We start from the raw sequence: 22,198 nt of genomic DNA, 5'->3' as shown, positions 1-22,198 counted from the left end.
ACGCCGCTCGTTGGCTCGGGGCGGGCGGCGCTGGGTCAGGCGGGTGTCGTTTCGGCAAGATACTCGGAGAGTTCGCTGTCGACAGTCAGGAATCTGAGCACTTCCGTCCGCGCCTGTGCAACCAACAGGCGATCGAACGGATCGCGATGCAGGTCAGGCATGGTACGCACCGCGAGAGCATGTTTGAGTTGAACAGGAAGCACGATGAACGGTTGCGCTTCAAGCTCGTCGATGGTTCGTGCGGCGCGCGGGTCCAGCTTGCCGCGCGCAGCCTTGATCGACAGCTCCCAGATGGTGGCCGTGCTGACGTAGACCTGCTCCGCCTCATCAATCGATTTTCGAATACGAGCGGGTAGTCGCCGATCTTTCGACACACGCCAGATATAGACATGAGAATCGAGCAGCACACGCATCATCGGCTCTCTTGGATGACGTTGATTTCTTCCGGAAAAATTGGACCGTTGACCATCTGTTCGATGATGTCATCGGGCAAGGGCTTGAAGGATTCATCCTCGAAGGCGCTCTCGTCTTCGGGGTCGAACACGATGATCGAACCAGTGGCGTCAGGATGGTCGTTATCGAAATTCCTGACCGACCGTACCTTGAGCAGTAACACCGGACGCTCGCCACCGATAGCCACATCCTTCCCGTCCGCTACGAGTTCCAACAGCTTCTGCAGATCTTTCTGCGCTTCTTCGACACTAAAGATATACACGATTACTCCGGATAACTAAAAAGAGCCTTCATGCTAACGGAGTCCGACTAACCCGCCAATATGCCGAACGGCCAAGCCAAAAAATTGGGAGCTATCTCATGCCCACCGAATCGCCAACCGCAGAACTCGGCGCGACAGCATCCGCATTCACGCTGCCCGCGACCGACGGCCAGACCTACATGCTCGATTCGCTGAAAGGCAAAAACGGTCTCGTCATCGTGTTCATATGCAATCACTGTCCCTACGTGAAAACCGCGATACCGAACCTGATTCGCGACGCGCGCGCGCTGAAGGACATCGGCATCAACATGGCGGGCATCAATTCGAACGACGCGAGCGTCTACACCGACGACGCCTTCGACCGCATGATTGCAGTCACGCAGGAATGGAATCTCCCGTTCCCCTATCTGCATGACGAGACGCAGGAAATCGCGCGCGCCTACGGGGCGGTATGCACGCCGGAATGCTTCGGCTTCGACCGGGACTTGCGATTGAAATATCGCGGCCGCATCGACGCCTCGCGCAAGGAAGCGATGCCCGATGCGCGCCGCGATCTGTTCGAAGCGATGCGCTCGATAGCGCAGCACGGCGAAGCGCCCGGGCAGCAATACCCGGCGCTCGGCTGCTCGATCAAATGGAAGGCCTAGCTTTTCTGCTTCGTGCTTCCTGGCGCATGCCACGCCATCAGATCGTCGTCTGGCCGATCGACCTCGCATCCCCAGTCGAGCGGCTGATCCTGATCGAAGCGCTTGCCCAGTTGCCACGCGATTTCTGCGCGCGCGAGCTGCACGCCGAGATAAAACGCATGGCCGCCGTCGTTCTCGACCTTGAGTTCCGGATACAGCGCGAACGGATCGACTGCGACGTGATGTCCATCGCGGTTATAGACATGAATGCCATCCGCCGAAACTTGCACGCGAAAATTCGGATCGCGCACCGCAGCGGCGAATACGCCGATTTCGTCGGCATCGTAGGGAAACGGCCGCTTCGCATGCAGCGCCGACAGATCGCCTGAAATGCCCTTGGGCAGCGTCTGCGTTTCGCGCGCGGCATGCATCACGCGGCGCGCGACGTCGGCTTCGCGAACGGCGCGCCGCGCGTGCAGACTCACCGACGTCGTCAGCACGGCGGCCACCCGCAACTCGGCTGCCATGCCGAACAGCACCGCGTTGATGCCGCTCGTGTCCGCCTCGGTCAGTTCGGTCACGTTGCCGACGCCCATCATGATGGGCACATCGGGATAGCGCTCGCGCAAGGACACATAGCGCGCGATGGACGCTGCGAGCCCGAACGGAATCGGATCGAGAATCGGATCGGCGAGAAAGGCGCGGCCCTGCTTCGTCAGTGCGTCGATCGCGCTGTCGAGCGAGGCGACGTCCGCGGGCTCGCGCGGCACCAATATCGGCGTCGAGGCGATTTTATCAGCAATCCATAACGTATCGATATTGAGGCTCATCACGTAATCCGCGCCCGCGCGCCCGCCGCGCACGAGTTCTTCGTCGCGCATCGAATCGACGCTCACGCGATAGCCTTGCTCCTTCAGCATCATCACGGCATCTTCGAGATGTGGAAACGCCGTCTCGGGCAGGCAACCGATGTCGATGACATCCGCGCCTTGTCTCTTATATTCGCGCGCGCGCGCCGCGATGCCATCGAGATCGAGTCGCGGCGCATCGACGATTTCCGCAAAGATCTCCGTCTCGTAGCGCGACAGATCGACATGCCGTGCCTCGCGCCCGAAGAACTGCGGCAGGTCCTTCACTTCCTCGGGACCGCGCTCGACCTTCACGCCGTAGTGCGCGGTGAGGGCATCGAGATCGCCGCGGCATCGGCCGGGCAGGATCATGCGGCTCGTGCCTTCGGTCAGAGGAACGGCGACGCGCCGGCGCACCATGTCGGCGGTCATCAGTCCCGCGACCTGCAGGCCGATCTCGCGAACTTCCCACGTAAAGGGCGATTTCTTCGCGACGGGCGCGATGCTTTCGAGCACTTGCTGAAGGCTCAATTGCGCGAGCCGGCCGGTCAGGAAGACGATGTGTTCCATGCGAGCTGCAGGTCCGACAGGCGTTGATCGAGCGCGGCTTCGAGATCCTCGAGCGAGCGGGCCACGGTGGTGTGCGCGAAGCGCGCGAGCCGCTCGACGTTCTCGAACTCGATCGCGCGCGGCCTCACTTCGACCCATTCCTTCGGGGCGTGCGTGATGACGGACGGCGCGGTATCGCAAGCGAACACGATGCCCGGCACGCATTGCTTGCCGGCTTGCGCATAGAGATTGGTGGGCAAAGTATCGGAGATGCCGAACGCGCATTTGGCGACGGTATTGCTCGTCGCGGGCGCGATCACGACCGTGTGATATTCGCCGCCATAGATCATGCCGACGGGCACGCTGCTCGCGCTGTTGTCGCGAAAGACCTTGAAGCGCTCGCGCAGCTTCGCGAGTGTCCAGCCATAGAGCGGCAGCACCTCCTCGCCGGCGGCGGAGAGAAACAGATCGACGCCGGGCAGACGCAGCGCGAGCGCGATCGATTCCTCGAGCATGTGACCGGAGCCGGTCACGCACCACGCGAAGCGCGCGTCGGGCTTGAACTCGTCGAGCCGGCGGGCAGGCGTGGGTTGCGTCATGCGTCGGATGCGGGGTTGTCGGATGCAGGCGTATCGTGCGACAGGCGAATATGCAGACGATGCATCTTCCGATACAGCGTGTTGCGGCTGATGCCGAGCACCTTCGCCACATTGCTCACGTTCCAGCGATGCTCGTCGAGCAGCTGCAGCACGGTCTCGCGTTCCTTGACCTGGATTGCGTTGAGCGACGAGGTGTCGGCGTCTTCGGCGAGATGTGCGAGCGGCGTGCTCGCGGCGGGACTCGGCGCGCGGGTCGCGGTGGTCGTCGTGCCCGCGCCGTTGACGATCTCCGGCGGCAGATGCGCGCAGCGGATTTCAGGCCCGTCGCAGAGCGCGATCGCCATTTGCAGCACATGACGCAACTGACGGATATTGCCCGGCCACGGATACGCGAGCAGCGCCTGCCGCGCTTCGGCGGAGAGCGCGGGCGGTTCGTCGGATTCGGTTTCGAGAATATGGCCGATGAGCGCGAGCGCATCGGCGCGTTCGCGCAGCGGCGGCAGGTTGATCTCGATGCCGTTCAGGCGGTAGTACAGGTCCTCGCGGAACATGCCCGTCTGCACGAGTTCGATGAGATTGCGGTGACTCGCGCTGATCAGCTGAAAGTCCACCTTGACGGTGGTTTCCGCGCCGAGCGGCGTCACCTCGTGTTCTTCGAGCACGCGCAGCAGACGCGCCTGCAGCGTGAGCGGCATATCGCCGATTTCATCGAGAAAGAGCGTGCCGCCGTTCGCCTGCACGATCTTGCCGCGCCGGCCTTCACGCTGCGCGCCCGTGAACGCCCCCGCGCGATAGCCGAACAATTCGCTTTCGATCAGATTCTCCGGCAGCGACGCGCAGTTCACCGCGACGAACGGACCCGTGCCGTTCGGGCTGATGCTGTGCAGCGCGTTGGCGAAGACTTCCTTGCCGGTGCCGGTTTGTCCGCGCAGGATGATCGGGATCTTGCGCTGGATCACGCGTGCCGCGAGCTGAATCTGCGAGGCCATGCGCGGGTCGCCGAATTCCAGATGCGCGAGTTTGTCGAGACGTCCGGTCGCGGCGGGCTCGCGCATGTCCTTCTTCGGCGCTTTGGCGCGCGCGCCCGGCGCGGACAGATCGCGCGAGACCGGATCGTTCATGAGGATGCGCGTCGTGCCGTTCGTGCCATCGCGCGGCGTCTGCGCCGTGAGGAAAAAGCGGCTGTTCGCCTTCGCGCTATAGACCGTCACCGGATGGAACGAGCCGCGGATGCTGCGCGCGATCATGTCTTCGAGCGTCGCGTTGAACGCCTCCTCGATGCGCTTGCCGCACAACTCGCCGGGCGAGCGCAGGTCGAGCTGAAAGAGCGCGCTGCGGCTCGCCGCGAGCACGACGCCTTCGTCGCTGACCGCGAGCTTGCCCGCGTGCAGAGTGCCGACGAACTCGGGCCGGCTATGAAAGTGAATCAGGTTCGCGTGCCGGTAGCGCGCATCGATCAGACGATTTTCGATCATCTGCCGCGACATCCCGACGAGCACGAGCGAATGCTGCTGCAGGAGCTTCGAGCGGCTCGTCACGTCGAGCACGCCGACGACCGTGCCGCGCTCATCGAAGATCGGCGCGGCCGAGCATGTGAGCGACGTATAGCGCGGATAGAAATGTTCGTGCTGGCATACGGCGATGCAGTCGCGCTCGATGAGGCACGTGCCCATGCCGTTGGTGCCTGCCTCGCGTTCGCTCCACAGCGCGCCGACGCGCAGACCGTCGGCGGCGACGGCTTCGCCGAACGGCACCGACGACACCTGATGCACGATGACCCCGTCCGCATCGACGAGCACGACGGCGAGTTCCGGATCGGCGAGCTGCTGATACAGCGTCGTCATTTCGAGCTTCGAGCACGCGATGAGATCGCTCGCGGCTTCGCGGCGGTCGTTCAGTTCGTGCTGCGTGAGCACGGGCGGCATGACGAAGCGGCCGGGATCGAGCCTGAATTCCGTGAGGCACCGCAGCCACGATTGCGCGACCGAATCGCTGGCGCGGCGTGCGGCCAGCGGATTATTGACGATGTTCAGCACTTCCCGGACATGCGTGTCTACGTCAGCAAGCGACGACATGGGGGCAAGTCTCCGTTGCGCCGCATTCCGGTGCGCGGGGATCGCGCGGCCGTCCGGCGCCGTATCTGTTGTGTTTTACGCTGGCGCTGCGGCTGTGCTGCCTGGTGCGGATGTCTCGCTGTTCCGCTCGCAGGCGCGCCTCGTGGCCGGGTAGTCGGGGTGTTTCAGGTGCTGTCTGCGACCCGATCCGGCCCGGTTCTCAAAAACTTTACATCCTATGACGCATCGATTCAATAAGGAGTCGCATAGAGATGCACAAACGCGCCCGTTTTTTGCTTGCTGCTTACAGATGGATTCGGCGATGGGCGCCGGGTTTTCTCTCACGGGCCGCTGTGCGCGGCGACAGGCATATGGGCCGATTCGAACCGATTCGCGAAGCTGTTCATGTTGCGGCGCAACCTGGCGGTTCCGCCGGTGCGATGGATGTCGTGTATATCGAGGGACTCACCGGGCAGACGGTTATCGGTATTGACAAGAGCGAGTTGCATGATCCGCAGACGGTGCGGATGAGCCTTGCCATCGGTGTGCCGTTTCTGCGCGCGTGCGCGACGGACAGGATCGAGGATACGGTGAATTATGCGGCAGTGCGGGAAGCGATTCATGGGCTCCTCGCGTCGCATGGGTTGCAGTTGCTTGAGGCGCTCGCGGAACGGATTGCGCAGATGCTTATCGCGGATTTCGGGGCGCACTGGGTCAGGGTGACGCTGGCCAAGCCAGCCAAGTTCGATGATGTCGATGCGGTGGGGGTTGTGATCGAACGGCGGCGGTTGGTGGATTCCGATGCCCGGAAGGGGGCGCAGGTTAGTCTTGCCTGGATCGGCAGGGGGTATGTGCCGGAGTGATTGGTTTTGGTTTTTCGCCGGATCCCGGTTTCGTGTTGGTTTATTGGCGTTGCCCCTGTGCGGGGCGGCAGTCACTTTCTTTGCTGCTGCAAAGAAAGTAACCAAAGAAAGCAGCCCGACACGCCCACGGTCACACGCAATTTGGGTGTTCTTCTCCTCCTTCGTGGCGTCTGTAGCGAGTGCCCTCGTAGGCCTAACCGGGCGTGGACCGCGCACGGTCTGACAAGCTAGTACCCAAAGGACGCCGGTTCAGCACGAAATAGCTTCGGCACAGCGCTACGCGCTGCCGTTGGGTATGCAAGGGAAACCAACGAGCAAAGAGAAACGCAGAGGCCCACGCAGTCCCGATTGACCCATCGGCCGCGTAGCGGGCCGGAGCCAATTCGTGCTGAACCAGCTACGCACGCGGCGCGATGTGACAGACCGTGCGCGGTCCAAGCCCGATGGGGCCTACGAGGGCACTCGCTACAGACGCCACGAGCGAGGAGAAGAATGCCCAAATTGCGTGTGACCGCGGGCGGCTCAAGCTGCTCTCTTTGGTTACTTTCTTTGCAGCAGCAAAGAAAGTGACTGCCGCCCCGCACAGGGGCAACGCCAATAAACCGACACGAATACGGGATCCAGCGACAACAACCCCAAGCCGACCCTTTCACTTCCCCTTGATCCCGCAGGCCTTGAACGCATCCTTCTGCAAATCCCGATACCGCTTGGTCTGCGCCTTCGCGCGATCGACCCGAAACTCCGCTCCCCCCTCCCCACCCAACGTCGCATACTTCGAAAACGTCGATTGCTCGACGTAATCATCATAAGTAAGCACCTTCGCGATCTTGTCGATCGCACACGAGCATTTATAGACGTTGGCGAAATCGTGCCCATTGTCGTCCATGCATCCGAGCACGTATTCCACGCGTCCTTCGGTCGGATAATCGTGAGTCCTGGCGGGCGCGGCGGCGCCCCCGCCACCCGTCGCGGCGATCGAAAGCGGCGAAATCAGCGAGAGGCAGGTGAGCACCGTCAACGCGCAGCAACGTGGGGTCATGCGATAAGCCTCATGGTCATGAAATGAAAAACGGCCGGCACACCAGCACGTACGCACCGGCCACACGGTTTCAGCTCGGTGAGAACGGATGCGACATCGAGCCCTTCTTCGATACTACCTCCTGCGCCGACGGCTCGCCCGCCACCGCGCGCGCAATCGATTCCTTCGTCGCCTGATAGTTGTAATCGTGAATCTTCTGGTCGTCATCCGCCTCCCAGTGGATGAACACGCCGACGCAAATGAACAGATCGTCGGCTTCATCGGCGGGAATGACGCCGCTTTCCACGCTGTCGGCGACCGCCATCGCGACCGCGCGCTGCGCCGGGCCGAACATCTGCACGGCCTGCTTGGCGCCCTTGATCGTCACCTTGTTGAAGAGAATCGTGTTCGGCTTGGTCATCAGATTCGGTGCGACCACGGCGAGTAGCGACGTGAAGCCATCCTTGTTGTTCGTGAGCGCGTGGCAGAACGCCGTCTCGGCAGCGGAACCTCGCGGTCCGATGATCAAGTCGATGTGTGCGACCTCGTTGCCATCGCCGACGAGCGACTCTCCTACCAGGACGCGGTTGATCTTGGCCATGCTGTTCCTCCAGTGATGTGTGGTTCTCGGGACTAGCGACTTGCTCTCGACTCGCGACGGTAAGACTCAAAGCCGCGCAAGGCTCGCGTTCGACCGGACTTTCCGATGCGACCGCTCAACCGCGAACTTCCTAACATGTTCCGTGCCAATTTTTTGTTCGCGCGGGCAGACTTCATGCATTCATCGATGAAGTCATCAGCGCAACGAAGAGCGTCGCCACCGCGAGGTCCGCGCTCGTGCCCGGATTGATGCCGCGCGCCTTCAATCCGGCATCCCACGCATCGAGCGCGGCAGATGCCGCAGGACGTCCCGCCGCGCGCCAGTTCGCGCGATGCATCGCCGCATCGCGCGTGACACTTTGCGCCACCGCCGCGCCTTGCTTGCGCACTATGTGCGAGTCCGGCCACGTGGCGAGAAAGCTCAGGAACGCCTCGAGCATCGCGCGATGCTCCGTCGCCGGCCCGATCGCGCCGGCCGCGTCGAGACCCGCGTCGAAGATATCGGCGAAACCGTTCTCGTATTGACGCGCGATGCTGTCGCGATCCGCCGCGAGGGCCATCGCCGCGCGCAAGCTGACGGTCGGCGGCGCGTGCACCGGTTGCTCGGGCGCGTCGCCCAGGCCGCCCGGATTGGCGAGCGCGATCGCGCGATAGGCGAGCCGCGCATCGTCGATATCAAGCTCGGCGAGCACGCGTTGCGTCGCCGCATGCCAGCGCCGTGCATCGACCGGTTCGCTCGCATCGAAGCTTTCGAGCGCGGCGCACAAGGGCGCGGCGAGCAGCACGATGCCGAGATTCGTGTTGCAGCCGACCGCATCGAACGTGCGGCGCACGGCGTCGAGAATGCGCGCGCCCACGCGTGCGCCCGGCGTGAAGAGGCCCGCCGCCGCCGTGCCCGCGCTCGCGATGAATTGCGCCGACGTCATGCCGTGCCCCGCGCTTGCGATGCTCACGTTGCCCGGCTTCATGGTTTCGACATCGAGCCGGCACGCGCGCAGGAATGCCGTGCGCGCGCGTTCGGCACGAGGCGCGTCAAACGCGTTCATCGCCGCTGGCGAGCGCGAGCGCGCCCTTCGATGCGATGCACTTGCGATCGAGCAGATCGTCGACGAGCAGCGCCGCGATATCGAGCGGCGTCACGGATTGCAGCCCGCGCCACGCCGCAACGCCGTTCACTTCGAGCACGACGGGCCGCCCGCCTTCCGCCGCGATCAGATCGACGCCCGCGTAGTCGAGCCCGAGCGCCGCCGTCGCGCGCACGGCGATGTCAGCGAGCGCGGGCGACGGTTGCGCCGGCTCGCAGCGTGCGCCGCGCGCGAAGTTGTGAATCCAGTCGTCGCCGCCGACGCGCTTCATCGCCGCCACCGCCTGGCCGCCGATCACGAGCACGCGCCAGTCGAAGCCGGGTTCGCCCGCATCGACGAAACGCTGCAGATACGCGACCTGACTGAAGGCTTCGAGCGGCGGCAGGCTCACGCCGGGCTTCATCAGGCCCTTGCCCTGCGAGCCGAAAAGCGGCTTCATGACGACTTGCCGGCCCGCCGCCGCCTCGCGCATCAGCACGCGCCGCGCATGCGCAGGCGATTCGCCCGCCCATGTGGCGGGCGTCGGCACGCCGTAGCGGTTGAGCAGAAAGCTCGTCATCGACTTGTCGACGCTGCGCTCGATCGCGCGCGCATCGTTATAGACGGGCACGCCGGATTCGCGCAGCGCGTGCAATATGCCGAGCCGCAACGTGACCTGCTCGAACGTGCCGCCCGCGATGCCGCGCACGAACACCGCGTCGGGCAGCGTGTGGCCGAAGCCGGGAATCGCGAGGCCGTGTGGCTTCCATGTCGTGTCGATGCGGCATGCGGCGAGATCGACGCAACGCGCTTCCACGTCGCGCGCGCGGAACGCTTTTTTAAGTCGGCCGGTGTGCCAGCCGGTTTCATCGGTCATGATCGCGACGCGAAAGCTCATGACGCGTCTCCGAGCCATTGCGCATCGAGCAGCGGCTTGTCGACCCTGCCGCCGTGATACGTCGCGCCGCTTTCGAGGCTCGACACCCACACCTCGGCGGGCGCGAAGAGCGCGGGGTCGATCTGATAGAAGTCGTAGTTGAACGACGTGAAGATATCGGCGAACGGACGCCCGTAATCGCGCGCGTTCGACGAAGGCAGTTCGGCCGCGAGGCGTTTCGCGACCGCGTCGCTTTTGACCGTCAGATGCACGCGGCCGCCGTAGAGGATCGCGTCGTTGGTGCGGCCCATCGCCTGTATGCCGTCGGGCGCGGGGGGCGGCAAAGGCGCGCTGCCGCTGCCTTCGACGATCTCGCCCAGGTCGACGCCCAGCACGTGCGTCTTGTGCAGCGCAACTTCCACGACGCGCGCCACGACCTGCACCGTTCCCGCGACAGAGTGCGTCGGCGTCACGGCGATCACGAGGTTCTGCGCTTCGAGGCCGCAGTCCTTGAGCACCTTGTCGATGACGACTTGCGGCGGCAGCCGATCCACTTCCATCACGAGCGCGCCGCGCTCATGCCGGTCGCGATAGCCGAGTTCGTCGAATAGCGGCTCCTTGCACGCGAGCGCGCGCGCCGGGCCCGAGCCGAGCGAAAAGAACTTCTTGCCGCCCGTCTGTTCCTTGGTCGCCGAAAGGCTCCAGCCCGCGTACTGGCTCGCGAGGCAGGCGAGCACCGGATTGCTCGTATGCACTTCGATGAAGCCCGGCCAGAGCGGCGCGTCATCGAACGCGACGCGCCGCGCGACGCGTCCGAGCCCGCCCATGCAGATGCGCGCGATCAGGATGCCCGCGTCGGCGCTGCCCTTTGCGTTCACGCCCGCATCGACGATCACGGTGCCGCCGTCCGTGCGCGTGACGTCGACGTGAAGGCGCGCGGCATCGTCGATGAGACGCGCGACGAGCCGCTCGCTCGATGCGTTGACGCTCAGCGCGGCGTCCGCCTGAAAAGTTGAAGTCATGGTCGCGATAGGGTTTCGATGCGTTGCAGAAGGCGCGCGTGCTCGCGGTCCAGCGCGCAGCGCAAATCGTCGAACGCCGGCGCGGACACGGTCATCGTGCAAACGGGCTGACCCGCTTCGATACGCGCGCCGACGAGCGGAATGTCGTGACACGCGGGGTCGGCGAAGCATGCATCGCTGAACGCGCGAGACGCGGTGAAGCCTTCATATGCGAATACCACGCGCTGTCCGGCGTGGAGCGGCGGCGTGCGCGCGAGCATGTCGGGCGTGTGCGGCAGTTCGCCATGCAGACACGCATCCAGATGCGCGCCGACCAGCCCGCGCGGCCACGCGTCGGGCCATGCGGCTTCGTAGAGCGCCATCGTCGAGGACGGGCGCGTGTTGATTTCGAGCACGCTGAAGGTGTCGCCATCGAGCAGGAAGTCGATGCTGTTCAAGCCCGTCAGATCCGTCTGCCAGACGATCCTGTCGATCGCGTCGACGATGCGCGCCGCGACGTGCGGCGGCAACCGCACCGGCCCGAGCGAGCCCGCGTGCACGAAAGGCAGGCGTCCCGCCTCGACCGTCAATTGCTCCGCGAAGCCGATCACCGCCGCCTCGCGATGCGCGGCGAGGAACAAGGCGGACATCGAGCGGCCTTGCGCGAGCCGCTGAAAGTACGCGCAGGCGGGCGCGCGTTCGACATTCGCAGCCCATTCGATATGCGTGCCGCCGCAGCCATCCGAGCGCTTCATGAGCCAGTTATCGCGCGACTCGGGCATCGCGTATCGCACTTCCGGATGCGCGATGTGCGCCTCGTCGAGCAGCGCGAAGAAACGCCGCGGATCGCGCACCGCCGCCGCCTGAGCGCCGTTGCCGATGAAGCGCGGCACGCCCGGCGCGCGCGACAGTTCGCCCGCGAGCGATTCGAGCCCGCTCGTCACGATGAGGCCGAGCATGCGCGGCAGGCGCGCGGCATGTTCGAGCGCATCGAAAAGACGCGTCCGATCGATCGACAGCCCATTGCCACCGATATCGAACCACATGCCCGCGTGTTCGCGCGTGTCGCGGTCGCCGAAGATATCGAGCGCGACGACGTTCAGCCCCGCGCGCGCGGCCGATTGCGCGACGAGCCGCGCGGACAGGCCGGCCACCGCGATGCGCGGCGCGCGCGAGACGTCGGCTGACATCATGAACTCTGTCCCGCGACGATCGCGCGGGCTTCGTCGAACGCTTCGGGGAAGCCGAGATAGACTGGCTTGCCGCCGGTGCGCATGCGCAGAAAGAGCCGATGCTCGGCCTGGTACTTCACATTGCCGATCGCCAGCGCGCCAATGCCGACCGCGTCGGCGCGCGCCGCGCCCGCGAGCGGCTTGCCGTCGTCCATCACGTTGACGCCCGCGATGCCTTCGGGCGGCACGGCGTTGACATCGGCGGCGATCAGGAGGTTCTTTGCATGCGCGAGATCGGCGGAGGTCATCACCTGCACGCCGGCGACCGCCGTCGCGAACACCACTTCGGCGCGCGCGAGTTCGCGATGCAGCTGATCGGGCGAGCCGGTCGCGACACCCGAAGTCGCGATATCGAAACGGCGATTGATCTCGTCGCTCACCTGCGTCGCGCGCGAATGGCTCGAATGGCTGGCGACGGCCACGTCCGCGCCGAGCGATGCGGCCATCGCCGCCGCCACGCGTCCGACCGCGCCCGTGCCGCCGAGTATCAGCACGCGCTTGCCGCCGAGATCGACGGAATGCGCGGTTTTCAGATGCTTTTCCGCGAGTGCGACGAGCGCGGCGGCGGTCGTGTACGCGCCGCTCGGATCGGTGAAGACGGAGACTTCGAAGGGCGGGACCATCGCGTTGCGGGCGCGTTCGAGCATGTCGGCGGCGAGCATCACATCGCGTCCGCCGATGAAGATGCCCGTGCGCGACACGCCCTTCGGACCGCGCGAGAAGATTGCGTCCTGCGTGAGTTGCACGACGCTGTCCTCGTCGACGTTGCAGTAGGGCACGAGGATCTGATAGCCGGCGTCGGCGGCCATGTTCACATCGAACGGGCTCATCTGCGGCGTGCTGGTGAACATGTGCAGAACGTAGGGTCTTTCGGTGGCTTCGGGCATGGCGATGGACTCGTTGTGCGTTGATGTCGCGTTGATGTCGCTTTGAACTCGTTAGCTGCTGTCGATGCGTCGTGCGTGTTCAGGCCGCGTTCGCGCCGTGATGCCGTCGGTCCGCCGCGCGCCAGGTCGCGCCGCGATTGCGGCCCGCGGCGACCGTGAACGTGAGCGATGCGCCCGGCGAAACGCGCTGCGCGGCGGCGAGGGCGCGCTCGGCGTCCTGCGCGCTCGCGACGAACGCGAAGCCGACCGGACCCCACGAAGTCTGTCCGATGCCCGCTTTCTGCTCGGCGGCGACGGCTTCGAGCGCGCGCGCGACGGCGGGACTCGCGAACACGCCGCCTTGCACGGGCGCGAAGTATTCGCCGATGGTGTGCTGAAGGTCGCAGATGGCGTCGGCGAAGATGTCGAAGTCGGCCTCCGCGACGGCGGGCAGGATCCGCATGAGCACGAGATGGCTCAGATGCGCGGCGAGCATGGCGGGGAAGGGCGCGAGCGAGGCGAGGCCGCGCTTTTCTGCGTCGCCGTGCAGGCCTTCGCGCGAGGTGTCGTCGATGAGCAGCACGCGCCAGGCTTCGGGAAACGGCTGGCGCGCGATGAGCGGCGGCAGCGTCGTCCTCGACGGGTTGCGTGCATCGCGCCCGCCGTCGACGATCAGTCCGCCGTGATCGAAGGCATGTATGCCGATGCCGGAGCGCGCGCCGCGTGCGAGGGTTCTTGCGATATCCGCGGTGCTCGCTGTATGACCGCGCGCGCGGGCGAACGCGGTGCCGAGGGCGAGGGCCAGTTGGGTGCCGGAGCCCAGGCCCGTGTGCGCGCGCGGGGTTTCGTGTACTTCGATGTCGATTGCCGGGCCCTTGCCTAGCGCGGCTTCCAGTTGCTTCAGGTGCTGTTCTATGCGGTCGCGTTGGGTATCGCTGGCGGCGCCTTCGATGAGCGCCTCGCGGCGCGATGCGGGAGCCTGCCGGGCGGTGATGCGCGTGCCGTGCGCGTCGATGGCGAGGCCTACGCTGCCGAAGGCGCGGCCCAGCGAGCCGTTTGGATCGATGAAGCCGAGATGCAGGCGCGCAGGGGATTCGACTGTGATCGCCGGGGGCGGGGATAAGCGTCCGGGGGTGGGCGGCATCGAAGTGGGCTTCCTGTTTTGTGGCGGATTTTTTGGGGCCTTGGGGTTAGGCAAATCCTGTACCAGGAGGCTTGTGCTTTTGCTTTTGCTTTTGCTTGCGTTTGTGCTTGGGGTTTTCGCTGGATCCCGGTTTCGTGTCGGTCTATAAGCGTTGCCCCTGTGCGGGGCGGCAGTCACTTTCTTTGCTGCTGCAAAGAAAGTAACCAAAGAAAGCAGCTCGAAACGCCCGCGGTCACACGCAATTTGAGTGTTCTTCTCGTTGTTCGTGGCCTCTGTAGCGAGTGCCCTCGTAGGCCTAACCGGGCTTGGACCGCGCACGGTCTGACAAGCTAGTACCCAAAGAACGCCGGTTCAGCACGAAATAGCTTCGGCACAGCGCTACGCGCTGCCGTCGGGTATGCAAGGGAAACCGACGAGAAAAGAGAAACGCAGAAGCACACGTAGACCCGATTGACCCATCGGCCGCGCAGCGGGCCGGAGCCATTTCGTGCTGAACCAGCCACGCGAGCGGTGCGATGTGTCAGACCGTGCGCGGTCCAAGCCCGGTCTGGCCTACGAGGGCACTCGCTACTGCTGTGCCCTAGATGTTCGCCTGTGCCGGGGCCGGCGTGAAGTACTTTGGATGGGGAAAGCTGCTTTCTTTGGTTACTTTCTTTGCAGCAGCAAAGAAAGTGACTGCCGCCCCGCACAGGGGCAGTCCCAATAGACCGACGCGAATACGGGATCCGGCGACAACACCATCAACGAACACCCGCAACCAAAACCCCTAGTCATACTTGATATACCGAAACCGCTGATCATCGGAAGGCGTGCCCTCGAGCGGCCCATCCTCCTTCCCGGGTTGCCACTGAATAACATCTTCGATCTTCGAAGCCAAGGCAAAGTCCTTATCCGTAATCCCCTTAGCCGAATGCGTCTTGAGTTTGACGACAACAAACGCATAGGAAACGGTGAGATCAGGATGATGCCAGGCCGCTTCGGCCAGATGCCCCACAGTATTGACGACCATGAGCGTGCCCTTCCAGCTTTCGGTTTTGAACTTGCGCCTGAGCCACCCATCCTCCAGATACCAATGCTCGAGCGCGCCCGTCAGCCTTTGCTGGATTTCCTCGTCGGAATAGACCTTTTCGGCTTGAGCCATGGCGAAGCCTCCAAATAGAAAAGAACAAAGCCAAGTATGCGCCAAAGAAAACATGCTGCATCGCGTCATGTCACGCGATCCGTTCCGGTGTTCCATCCCGCTCACTCTTTCGCGTATTTGACACAGTATGTGTCGCCACCCGACAGGAACCTGCCCGCATACGACACCATGCCCCGCCAAATTCCCGATTTGAAGCTGGCGAATGAAACCGGCATGGAATATGCAATTGGCCTCTCTACGCAAAAGTCCGGCTATGTACTGGACGAAGCGCAACTCGTTACCTGCATTTGAAGGCGCGCACGATGCAACCCGGTAGCGTGGTCATCCCTGGGTCGGAGGCATCACCATTCTGGAGGAGACATGAACTTACGCACCCTGGTTCTTGGACTGGCGGTGGCAGCGACGGCAAGCCTGAATTCTTTTGTCGCTCAGGCCGACTCGCAGCTCGACAGCCTGATCAAGAATCCCTCGAACTGGGCGGCGCAAGCGGGCGATTACTCGAATCACCGCTATAGCACGCTCAAGCAAATCAATGAAAACAACGTCGGCAAGCTACAGGTTGCCTGGACCATGTCGACAGGTGTGCTGCGCGGCCATGAAGGCTCGCCGCTCGTCATCGGCGACACGATGTATATCCACTCGCCGTTTCCCAACAAGGTCATCGCCATCAACCTGAAGGATCAGACCTTCATCTGGCAATACCAGCCGAAGCAGGACAATCAGGTCATCTCGGTAATGTGCTGCGATACGGTCAACCGTGGTCTCGCGTATGGCGACGGCAAGATCTTCCTCCAGCAAGCCGATACGAAGCTCGTCGCGCTCGACGCCAAAACCGGCGACGTCGTCTGGACCGCGCAGAACGGCGATCCGAAGAAGGGCGAAACCAACACCAACGCGCCGCACGTTTTCGGCGACAAGGTGCTGACCGGCATCTCCGGCGGTGAGTTCGGCGTGCGCGGACGGATCATCGCGTACAACATCAAGGACGGCAAGGAAGTCTGGAAGGCCTACAGCACCGGTCCCGACAACGAAATGCTGATGGACCCGCAAAGCACGATGACCTGGACCGACGGCAAGATGGCGCCTGTCGGTGCGGACTCGTCGCTCAAGAGCTGGCAGGGCGATCAGTGGAAGTACGGCGGCGGCACCACGTGGGGATGGTACGCATGGGATCCGAAGCTCAACCTTGTGTACTACGGCTCGGGCAATCCGGGCACGTGGAACCCGACGCAACGTCCGGGTGACAACAAGTGGTCGATGACGATCTTCGCGCGTGATCTCAACACGGGCAAGGCGAAGTGGGTCTATCAGATGACGCCTCACGACGAGTGGGACTATGACGGCGTCAACGAGATGATCCTCTCGGACCTGAACATCGGCGGCAAGAAGGTGCCCGCGATCGTTCACTTCGACCGCAACGGCTTCGGCTACACGCTGAATCGTGAATCGGGCGAACTGCTCGTGGCGCAGAAGTACGACCCGGCGGTGAACTGGGCCGATAGCGTCGATCTGAAGAGCGGCCTGCCGATTCGCAATGCGAGCTACTCGACGCAGAAGGCCGGTCCCGATCACAACGTCAAGAACATCTGCCCCGCGGCGCTCGGCTCGAAGGACCAGCAGCCGGCCGCCTTCGATCCGGGTTCGAGCCTGTTCCTCGTGCCGACGAATCATGTCTGCATGGACTACGAGCCGTTCCAGGTCGATTACGTGTCGGGTCAGCCGTTCGTCGGCGCGACGCTTTCGATGTATCCGGGCCCGAACGAAAAGGGGGCGATGGGTAACTTCATCGCGTGGGATGCCGCGAAGGGCAAGATCGTGTGGTCCAAGCCGGAGAAGTTCTCGGTATGGTCCGGCGCGCTCGCAACGGCCGGCGGCGTGGTGTTCTACGGCACGCTCGAAGGCTACATCAAGGCAGTACGCATCAAGGACGGCAAGGAGCTGTGGAAGTTCAAGACGCCGTCCGGGATCATCGGCAACGTGTTCACGTATCAGTATCAGGGCAAGCAGTTTGTCGGCGTGTACTCGGGCATCGGCGGCTGGGCCGGCATCGGCATGGCGGCGGGCCTCGAGAAGTCGACAGAAGGTCTCGGCGCGGTGGGCGGCTACAAGGAGCTCGCGAAGTACACGGCGCTGGGCGGCACGCTCTTCGTGTTTGCGATTCCCGGCGGCTGATGTTCTTTGTTTGATGAGTGCTGGTTGATAGAAGGATTGCGCGGCGGCTGCAACGGCCGCCGCGCGGAAACACCCCATATACAAGACATGTTCAAGGAGTCAGACGTATGAAAGGCGGATCACTCTTGCTGCTGTCGATGACGCTGGTTGCGTCGTCCGCTTCGTTCGCCCAGACGCCTCCGGGCCCGGGACAGATGAAGCCGGTCGCGTATAAGGTCGTCGACGGCAACAAGGTAGACAGCGACACGCTGCAAGGCTGGAAAACATGGCGTGCACTTGCGTGCGAACGCTGTCACGGGGCGAAGCAGGAAGGGATGGTCGGCCCGTCGCTGATCGATGCTTTCAAGACGCTGGACAAGAACGAATTCCATCGCACGGTATTCGGCGGTCGCGTGGACAAGGGCATGCCCGATTTCAGCGCGAGCCAGATGATGCAGAAGAACTGGGAGAACCTCTACGCGTATCTCAAGGGGCGCTCCGATGGCAAGATCAACCCGGGCGACCTGCAGGCAATCGATGCAAAATAAGGATGTCGCGCGCATGATGTGCCGACGTCCGATGATTGCTCTCATACCCGGAGGTGTCGATGTCTGATCGTAATGCGAGCCGCGCCGCTTCGTTCCGATTCATGGCCGTGCTATGCGCGGCATTCGCGACGTTCTCGGCGCAACAGGCTTTCGCGCAAGGGGCGGGCGGCCCGCCGCCCAATCTGCCCAACAACGATGGCGCGGACGGCGTGCTGCGCGTGTGCGCCGATCCGAACAACATGCCGCTCTCGAACCAGAAGGGCGAAGGTTACGAGAACAAGATCGCGAGCCAGATGGCGAGCGATTTCGGCTACAAGCTCGAATACACGTTCTGGCCGCAGCGCATGGGTTTCGTGCGCAATACGCTGCGCGACAAGGTGCCGCAAAGCGAGCGCTTCAAGTGCGATCTGATCATCGGCGTGCCGAAAGGTTATGAGCTGACCGCGACGACGCGTCCGTACCTGCATTCCACCTATGCGATGGTGTTTCCGAACAAGCCCGAATACGCGAGCATCAAAACGCCTTCGGATCTGATGAATCTGCCGCCCGAGCAACTGAAGAAAATGAAGCTCGGCATCTTCGTAAAGAGTCCGGCGACGGACTGGCTGCTCAGTCATGACCTGATTCAGCAGGCTGTGTCCTATCAAGGGCAGAGCGGCGATCCCGAGGCTTTCCCTGGCGAGATCATCGAACGCGATATGGCGAAGGGCGATGTCGATGCGGCTTTCCTATGGGGGCCGATCGCGGGTTATTTCGCCAATCGCTCAGACAACAAGGTGCGCCTCGTGGCGTTCCCGGCGGGTCAGCCGATCCGTTTCGACTACGAGATTTCGATGGGCGTGCGTTACGGCGAAAAGGCGTGGCGTGACAAGGTCGATAACTGGATTGCGTCGAATCAGCCGAAGATCGATCAGATTCTTTCGAGCTATCAGGTTCCTTTGCTGCCGTTGCAGCCGGTTGCCGCGCAATGAGGGGCGCTCTTTGCGGGTGCGCCCTTGCGTGCGCTGCGTTGATGGCGTCGGTGGGTGTCAGGGCTGCGGATGCGCCGGCTTCTTCGGCGTCCGCGCCGGGGGCACAGATTGCACCGGCTGAGCGATTGCTTTTCATGCAGGCGCATATGAATGGCGTCGAACCGCAGACGGAACTCGATTATGCGGTGGATTATTCAGGGCCGCCCTCGAAGATCAATGATACGTTGCGTGTTCTTGTGGTGAGCCCGGGGAATAGCAAGAACGACGCGCGCGTGACGGATCGCACGGGAAGCGTCAATGTGCCGGGCGGGCTGCCGTGCAATCCGGCGATCATCTATTTTCTCGAGCACGACATCACGGAGATGGAGCAGCTGACGGGCGGTCAGCGGCGCTATTTTCAGCAGCGGGTGAGGATGGCGCTGGCGGCAGGGCCTGAGATTACTTCGGTATCGAGCGAGTCGCTTGGGCTTGGCAAGCATGCCAAGGCTCAGCAGATCGTTATTCAGCCGTATTTGAACGATCCTAATTCGGAGCGGTTCGCGAAGTATACGGGTAAGCGTTATACGTTCGTCATGGCGGATGATGTGCCTGGGCGGCTGCTCATGATTCGCACCGAAGTGCCAGGGGATGGGAATGATTTTGCTCATCCTTTGCAGAAGGAAACGATTGCTTATCAAGGGGTTCTGAAGAATATGAATTCTCCTGGGGGGGCGCCGGTTAAGCCGGCGAATGCGCCTAGGGCTAGTCGGTGAAGTTGGGGTTTTTGGGGTTTGGTTTTCGCCGGATCCCGTTTTCGCGTCGGTTTATTAGCGTTGCCCCTGTGCGGGGCGGCAGTCACTTTCTTTGCTGCTGCAAAGAAAGTAACCAAAGAAAGCAGCTCGAGACGCCCGCGGTCATACGCAATTTGAGTGTTCTTCTCGTTGTTCGTGGCGTCTGTAGCGAGTGCCCTCGTAGGCCTATCCGGGCTTGGACCGCGCACGGTCTGACAAGCTAGTACCCAAGGGACGCTGGTTCAGCACGAAAGAGTTCCGGCACAGCGCTACGCGCTGCCGTTGGGTATGCAAGGGAAAACCGACGAGAAAAGAGAAACGCAGAAGCACACGCAGACGCGCTTGACCCATCGGCCGCGTAGCGGGCCGGAGCTTTTTCGTGCTGAACCAGCCACGCGTGCGGTGCGATGTGTCAGACCGTGCGCGGTCCAAGCCCGATTAGGCCTACGAGGGCACTCGCTACTGCTGTGCCAAGACCGATCGCCTGTGCCGGGGCCGGCATGAAGTACTTTGGATGGGGAAAGCTGCTTTCTTTGGTTACTTTCTTTGCAGCAGCAAAGAAAGTGACCCCCGCCCCGGGGAGGGGCAGTGCCAATAGACCGACAAGAATTCAGGATTCCGTAGAAGCCCACGCAAACAACCCCATCCCCGACCCAACCCCCCCCCCGTGAACTTCATCCGTTCCCTAACCCTCCGCCAGCTACAAATCTTCGTAATAGCAACCCGCTGCCCAAGCTTCGCCCGCGCCGCGGAAGAACTCCACCTGACCCAACCCGCAGTATCGATGCAAATCCGCCAGCTGGAAGAAGCAATCGGCCTCCCGCTATTCGAACGCGTAGCACGCCGTCTCTCGCTGACGGAAGCCGGCGAAAGGCTCTCACACCACGCAAGCCGCATCCTCGGCGAGATAAAGGACGCCGAAGACGCGATGATGTCGCTCACGCAAGCCGACAGCGGTTCGGTCGCGGTCAGCATCGTCAGCTCGGCGACCTACTTCGCCCCCAAGCTCCTCGCGCTCTACCGCGAGCAGTATCCAAAAGTCGATATCCATTTCTCCGTCGGCAACCGCGAAACGCTGCTGCGTTTGCTGCAGGACAATGCCACCGATCTCGCCATCATGGGCCGCCCGCCGCCCGAACTCGGCACCACTGCCGAACCGCTCGCCTATCATCCGCATGTGATCGTCGCGCCGCTAGCGCATCCCTTGCGTCAGGCGAAGGCGTTCGATCTGCAGGAACTTGCGAACGATACGTTCCTCCTGCGCGAGCCGGGATCGGGCACGCGCGCCGTCGCGGAACACGTCTTCCGGCAGAACCTCTTCGTGCCCGCGCGCAGCGTCACGCTCGGCAGCAACGAAACCATCAAGCAGGCGGTGATGGCCGGCATGGGCGTGAGCCTCATTTCCCTGCACACGCTTTCGCTCGAACTGCGCACAGGCGAGATCGCCGTGCTCGACGTGAACGGAACACCGGTCGAGCGAACCTGGCAACTCGTGCATTCACGCTCGAAACAGCTCTCGCCGACCTGTCTCGCATTTCGCCGCTTCCTGCTGGAGAATGCCGAGCCGTTTCTCGAACGCGAATATGCGCAGTTCGGATTGCGCAGACCAAAGCGGCTCGCCGACGCCGGCAACGTCCGATGAGCTTTCGCATCATTGCACTCTTCTTACTGTTTGCGTGCGCCACGATCGCGCATGGCGAGACTGCGCTGCCGATCACCCAGATCGCGCCGGGAAACTACGCGCATCGCGGCCACGACGACGTCGCCACGCCCGAGAACGGCGGCGATATCGCGAACGTGGGCTTCGTCGTCGGCACGCGTTGCGTCGCGGTGATCGACACGGGCGGCACGCTCGCCGAGGGACGCGCGTTGCGCGCCGCCATACGCGCGGTCACAGCGTTGCCGGTCTGCTATGTGATCAACACGCACATGCATCCGGACCACATCTTCGGCAACGCCGCATTCAGGGACGATCATCCGCAATTCGTCGGCAGCGCGACGCTCGCGCAAGCGGAAGCCACCCGAGCGGACAACTATATGCGCGCGCTGAATCGCGAATTGGGCGCCGCCGCGGCAGGCAGCGAAATCATCCCGCCGACGATGACGATCGACGGCTCCGGCACGCTCGATCTCGGCGGACGCACGCTTACGCTGCGCACATGGAAAACCGCGCATACCAACAACGATTTGACGGTATACGATGAGAAGAGCGGCACGTTGTGGACGGGCGATCTTCTGTTCGTGCGCTGCATCCCTGTCGTCGATGGCAGCGTGGTCGGCTGGCTCGACGATATCGCGCGCATTCGCCAGATGAATCCGCGTCACGTCGTGCCCGGACACGGTCCGCTCGATCCGCCGTGGCCGCAATCGCTCGATGCCGAAGAGCGCTATCTCGCGGATCTGGCGCGCGATGTGCGCGCAGCCATCAAGCGCGGCGAAACGATTCGGCAGGCCGTCGACAGCATCGGCCTCGACCAGAAGGATAAATGGCTCCTCTTCGATATGTACCACCGTCGCAACGTGACGGCCGCCTATGCGGAACTCGAGTGGGAGCAGTAGTG

At 63.2% G+C, this 22,198-nt stretch carries 22 protein-coding genes; 8 read left to right on the top strand and 14 right to left on the bottom strand.

Features of this window, described 5'->3' with window-relative positions; all coding sequences use genetic code 11:
- Positions 1–35: 35 nt before the first annotated feature.
- Both BTHE68_RS19605 and BTHE68_RS19600 read right to left on the bottom strand, forming a co-directional pair.
- Entirely contained in the window at positions 36–416 is a 381-nt protein-coding gene (locus BTHE68_RS19605; protein ID WP_162067898.1) for a type II toxin-antitoxin system VapC family toxin, read from the bottom strand.
- Positions 413–715, bottom strand: a complete 303-nt coding sequence (locus tag BTHE68_RS19600; protein ID WP_162067897.1) for a hypothetical protein — start codon at positions 713–715, stop codon at positions 413–415. The genes BTHE68_RS19605 and BTHE68_RS19600 overlap by 4 nt, the downstream gene beginning before the upstream one ends.
- Before the next feature lie 98 nt (positions 716–813).
- On the opposite strand from BTHE68_RS19600, the gene BTHE68_RS19595 reads away from it, so the two are divergent.
- Complete coding sequence (locus tag BTHE68_RS19595) at positions 814–1,362, top strand: thioredoxin family protein (RefSeq protein WP_162067896.1); 549 nt, start codon at positions 814–816, stop codon at positions 1,360–1,362.
- On the opposite strand, the gene BTHE68_RS19590 is transcribed toward BTHE68_RS19595, so the two are convergent.
- From BTHE68_RS19590 to BTHE68_RS19580, 3 genes are read right to left on the bottom strand one after another with little or no spacing between them, the layout of a single operon-like run.
- Positions 1,359–2,759, bottom strand: a complete 1,401-nt coding sequence (locus tag BTHE68_RS19590) for a DUF6513 domain-containing protein (RefSeq protein ID WP_162067895.1) — start codon at positions 2,757–2,759, stop codon at positions 1,359–1,361. The two genes, BTHE68_RS19595 and BTHE68_RS19590, sit on opposite strands and share 4 nt — an antisense overlap.
- Entirely contained in the window at positions 2,738–3,337 is a 600-nt protein-coding gene (locus BTHE68_RS19585; protein ID WP_162067894.1) for a flavoprotein, read from the bottom strand. The genes BTHE68_RS19590 and BTHE68_RS19585 overlap by 22 nt, the downstream gene beginning before the upstream one ends.
- Positions 3,334–5,412, bottom strand: coding sequence for a sigma-54-dependent Fis family transcriptional regulator (locus tag BTHE68_RS19580; protein WP_162067893.1), 2,079 nt, complete (start codon positions 5,410–5,412; stop codon positions 3,334–3,336). The genes BTHE68_RS19585 and BTHE68_RS19580 overlap by 4 nt, the downstream gene beginning before the upstream one ends.
- 350 nt (positions 5,413–5,762) lie before the next feature.
- Here BTHE68_RS19580 and BTHE68_RS19575 point away from each other — a divergent pair, with 350 nt between their 5' ends.
- On the top strand, positions 5,763–6,254 hold the full coding sequence (locus tag BTHE68_RS19575; RefSeq protein ID WP_162068285.1) for a dihydroneopterin aldolase: 492 nt from the start codon (positions 5,763–5,765) through the stop codon (positions 6,252–6,254).
- Positions 6,255–6,903: 649 nt separating this feature from the next.
- Here BTHE68_RS19575 and BTHE68_RS19570 read toward each other — a convergent pair.
- The 9 genes from BTHE68_RS19570 to BTHE68_RS19530 all read right to left on the bottom strand — a co-directional run bounded on the left by BTHE68_RS19570 (position 6,904) and on the right by BTHE68_RS19530 (position 15,197).
- Positions 6,904–7,293: a hypothetical protein gene (locus tag BTHE68_RS19570; RefSeq protein WP_061180290.1), complete on the bottom strand. Its 390-nt coding sequence runs from the start codon at positions 7,291–7,293 to the stop codon at positions 6,904–6,906.
- Between the two features lie 70 nt (positions 7,294–7,363).
- Positions 7,364–7,873: a formaldehyde-activating enzyme gene (fae, locus tag BTHE68_RS19565; RefSeq protein WP_162067892.1), complete on the bottom strand. Its 510-nt coding sequence runs from the start codon at positions 7,871–7,873 to the stop codon at positions 7,364–7,366.
- 172 nt (positions 7,874–8,045) lie between these two features.
- Positions 8,046–8,918 carry a triphosphoribosyl-dephospho-CoA synthase gene (locus BTHE68_RS19560; RefSeq protein WP_162067891.1) on the bottom strand — a complete coding sequence of 291 codons (873 nt, stop codon included), beginning with the start codon at positions 8,916–8,918 and terminating at the stop codon, positions 8,046–8,048.
- Entirely contained in the window at positions 8,905–9,834 is a 930-nt protein-coding gene (locus BTHE68_RS19555) for an ATP-grasp domain-containing protein (RefSeq protein WP_162067890.1), read from the bottom strand. Before BTHE68_RS19555 ends, BTHE68_RS19560 begins: the two co-directional genes overlap by 14 nt.
- A complete protein-coding gene (gene mch / locus BTHE68_RS19550) occupies positions 9,831–10,835 on the bottom strand; it encodes a methenyltetrahydromethanopterin cyclohydrolase (RefSeq protein WP_162067889.1) in 1,005 nt (334 codons plus the stop codon). Before mch ends, BTHE68_RS19555 begins: the two co-directional genes overlap by 4 nt.
- Positions 10,832–12,007, bottom strand: a complete 1,176-nt coding sequence (locus tag BTHE68_RS19545; RefSeq protein WP_162067888.1) for an ATP-grasp domain-containing protein — start codon at positions 12,005–12,007, stop codon at positions 10,832–10,834. The genes mch and BTHE68_RS19545 overlap by 4 nt, the downstream gene beginning before the upstream one ends.
- Complete coding sequence (locus BTHE68_RS19540; protein ID WP_162067887.1) at positions 12,004–12,933, bottom strand: NAD(P)-dependent methylenetetrahydromethanopterin dehydrogenase; 930 nt, start codon at positions 12,931–12,933, stop codon at positions 12,004–12,006. Before BTHE68_RS19540 ends, BTHE68_RS19545 begins: the two co-directional genes overlap by 4 nt.
- A gap of 79 nt (positions 12,934–13,012) precedes the next feature.
- Positions 13,013–14,056: a beta-ribofuranosylaminobenzene 5'-phosphate synthase family protein gene (locus tag BTHE68_RS19535; RefSeq protein WP_162067886.1), complete on the bottom strand. Its 1,044-nt coding sequence runs from the start codon at positions 14,054–14,056 to the stop codon at positions 13,013–13,015.
- 766 nt (positions 14,057–14,822) lie between these two features.
- Positions 14,823–15,197 (bottom strand): 4a-hydroxytetrahydrobiopterin dehydratase, encoded by a 375-nt coding sequence (locus tag BTHE68_RS19530; protein WP_162067885.1) that lies wholly within the window; start codon positions 15,195–15,197, stop codon positions 14,823–14,825.
- A gap of 360 nt (positions 15,198–15,557) precedes the next feature.
- Here BTHE68_RS19530 and BTHE68_RS19525 point away from each other — a divergent pair, with 360 nt between their 5' ends.
- From BTHE68_RS19525 to BTHE68_RS19500, 6 genes are all read left to right on the top strand, one after another.
- Positions 15,558–17,369, top strand: coding sequence for a methanol/ethanol family PQQ-dependent dehydrogenase (locus BTHE68_RS19525; RefSeq protein ID WP_162067884.1), 1,812 nt, complete (start codon positions 15,558–15,560; stop codon positions 17,367–17,369).
- Between the two features lie 107 nt (positions 17,370–17,476).
- Complete coding sequence (locus tag BTHE68_RS19520; RefSeq protein WP_162067883.1) at positions 17,477–17,896, top strand: c-type cytochrome; 420 nt, start codon at positions 17,477–17,479, stop codon at positions 17,894–17,896.
- A 59-nt stretch (positions 17,897–17,955) separates the two neighbouring features.
- The gene (locus BTHE68_RS19515) at positions 17,956–18,867 is read left to right on the top strand and encodes a substrate-binding domain-containing protein (protein WP_061180218.1); all 912 of its coding nucleotides are present in this window, start codon (positions 17,956–17,958) and stop codon (positions 18,865–18,867) included.
- The gene (locus BTHE68_RS19510; protein ID WP_162067882.1) at positions 18,864–19,619 is read left to right on the top strand and encodes a hypothetical protein; all 756 of its coding nucleotides are present in this window, start codon (positions 18,864–18,866) and stop codon (positions 19,617–19,619) included. The genes BTHE68_RS19515 and BTHE68_RS19510 overlap by 4 nt, the downstream gene beginning before the upstream one ends.
- 685 nt (positions 19,620–20,304) lie before the next feature.
- Positions 20,305–21,279, top strand: coding sequence for a LysR family transcriptional regulator (locus tag BTHE68_RS19505; protein ID WP_162067881.1), 975 nt, complete (start codon positions 20,305–20,307; stop codon positions 21,277–21,279).
- Positions 21,276–22,196 carry a quinoprotein relay system zinc metallohydrolase 2 gene (locus tag BTHE68_RS19500; protein WP_162067880.1) on the top strand — a complete coding sequence of 307 codons (921 nt, stop codon included), beginning with the start codon at positions 21,276–21,278 and terminating at the stop codon, positions 22,194–22,196. Before BTHE68_RS19505 ends, BTHE68_RS19500 begins: the two co-directional genes overlap by 4 nt.
- Positions 22,197–22,198 lie beyond the last annotated feature (2 nt).

Origin of the sequence: Burkholderia sp. THE68, assembly GCF_009938265.1 — a bacterium.
In the GTDB taxonomy this organism is placed as follows: Bacteria; Pseudomonadota; Gammaproteobacteria; order Burkholderiales; family Burkholderiaceae; genus Caballeronia.
This window is presented reverse-complemented; position numbering and strand designations above follow the sequence as displayed.

What these genes read in the sequence shown, in the direction of transcription:
- BTHE68_RS19605 (WP_162067898.1), bottom strand. Translation starts at nt 416, where the DNA reads ATGATGCGTGTGCTGCTCGATTCTCATGTCTATATCTGGCGTGTGTCG.
- BTHE68_RS19595 (WP_162067896.1), top strand. Translation starts at nt 814, where the DNA reads ATGCCCACCGAATCGCCAACCGCAGAACTCGGCGCGACAGCATCCGCA.
- BTHE68_RS19590 (WP_162067895.1), bottom strand. Translation starts at nt 2,759, where the DNA reads ATGGAACACATCGTCTTCCTGACCGGCCGGCTCGCGCAATTGAGCCTT.
- BTHE68_RS19585 (WP_162067894.1), bottom strand. Translation starts at nt 3,337, where the DNA reads ATGACGCAACCCACGCCTGCCCGCCGGCTCGACGAGTTCAAGCCCGAC.
- BTHE68_RS19580 (WP_162067893.1), bottom strand. Translation starts at nt 5,412, where the DNA reads ATGTCGTCGCTTGCTGACGTAGACACGCATGTCCGGGAAGTGCTGAAC.
- BTHE68_RS19575 (WP_162068285.1), top strand. Translation starts at nt 5,763, where the DNA reads ATGGGCCGATTCGAACCGATTCGCGAAGCTGTTCATGTTGCGGCGCAA.
- BTHE68_RS19570 (WP_061180290.1), bottom strand. Translation starts at nt 7,293, where the DNA reads ATGACCCCACGTTGCTGCGCGTTGACGGTGCTCACCTGCCTCTCGCTG.
- fae (WP_162067892.1), bottom strand. Translation starts at nt 7,873, where the DNA reads ATGGCCAAGATCAACCGCGTCCTGGTAGGAGAGTCGCTCGTCGGCGAT.
- BTHE68_RS19560 (WP_162067891.1), bottom strand. Translation starts at nt 8,918, where the DNA reads ATGAACGCGTTTGACGCGCCTCGTGCCGAACGCGCGCGCACGGCATTC.
- BTHE68_RS19555 (WP_162067890.1), bottom strand. Translation starts at nt 9,834, where the DNA reads ATGAGCTTTCGCGTCGCGATCATGACCGATGAAACCGGCTGGCACACC.
- mch (WP_162067889.1), bottom strand. Translation starts at nt 10,835, where the DNA reads ATGACTTCAACTTTTCAGGCGGACGCCGCGCTGAGCGTCAACGCATCG.
- BTHE68_RS19545 (WP_162067888.1), bottom strand. Translation starts at nt 12,007, where the DNA reads ATGATGTCAGCCGACGTCTCGCGCGCGCCGCGCATCGCGGTGGCCGGC.
- BTHE68_RS19540 (WP_162067887.1), bottom strand. Translation starts at nt 12,933, where the DNA reads ATGCCCGAAGCCACCGAAAGACCCTACGTTCTGCACATGTTCACCAGC.
- BTHE68_RS19535 (WP_162067886.1), bottom strand. Translation starts at nt 14,056, where the DNA reads ATGCCGCCCACCCCCGGACGCTTATCCCCGCCCCCGGCGATCACAGTC.
- BTHE68_RS19530 (WP_162067885.1), bottom strand. Translation starts at nt 15,197, where the DNA reads ATGGCTCAAGCCGAAAAGGTCTATTCCGACGAGGAAATCCAGCAAAGG.
- BTHE68_RS19525 (WP_162067884.1), top strand. Translation starts at nt 15,558, where the DNA reads ATGAACTTACGCACCCTGGTTCTTGGACTGGCGGTGGCAGCGACGGCA.
- BTHE68_RS19520 (WP_162067883.1), top strand. Translation starts at nt 17,477, where the DNA reads ATGAAAGGCGGATCACTCTTGCTGCTGTCGATGACGCTGGTTGCGTCG.
- BTHE68_RS19515 (WP_061180218.1), top strand. Translation starts at nt 17,956, where the DNA reads ATGTCTGATCGTAATGCGAGCCGCGCCGCTTCGTTCCGATTCATGGCC.
- BTHE68_RS19510 (WP_162067882.1), top strand. Translation starts at nt 18,864, where the DNA reads ATGAGGGGCGCTCTTTGCGGGTGCGCCCTTGCGTGCGCTGCGTTGATG.
- BTHE68_RS19500 (WP_162067880.1), top strand. Translation starts at nt 21,276, where the DNA reads ATGAGCTTTCGCATCATTGCACTCTTCTTACTGTTTGCGTGCGCCACG.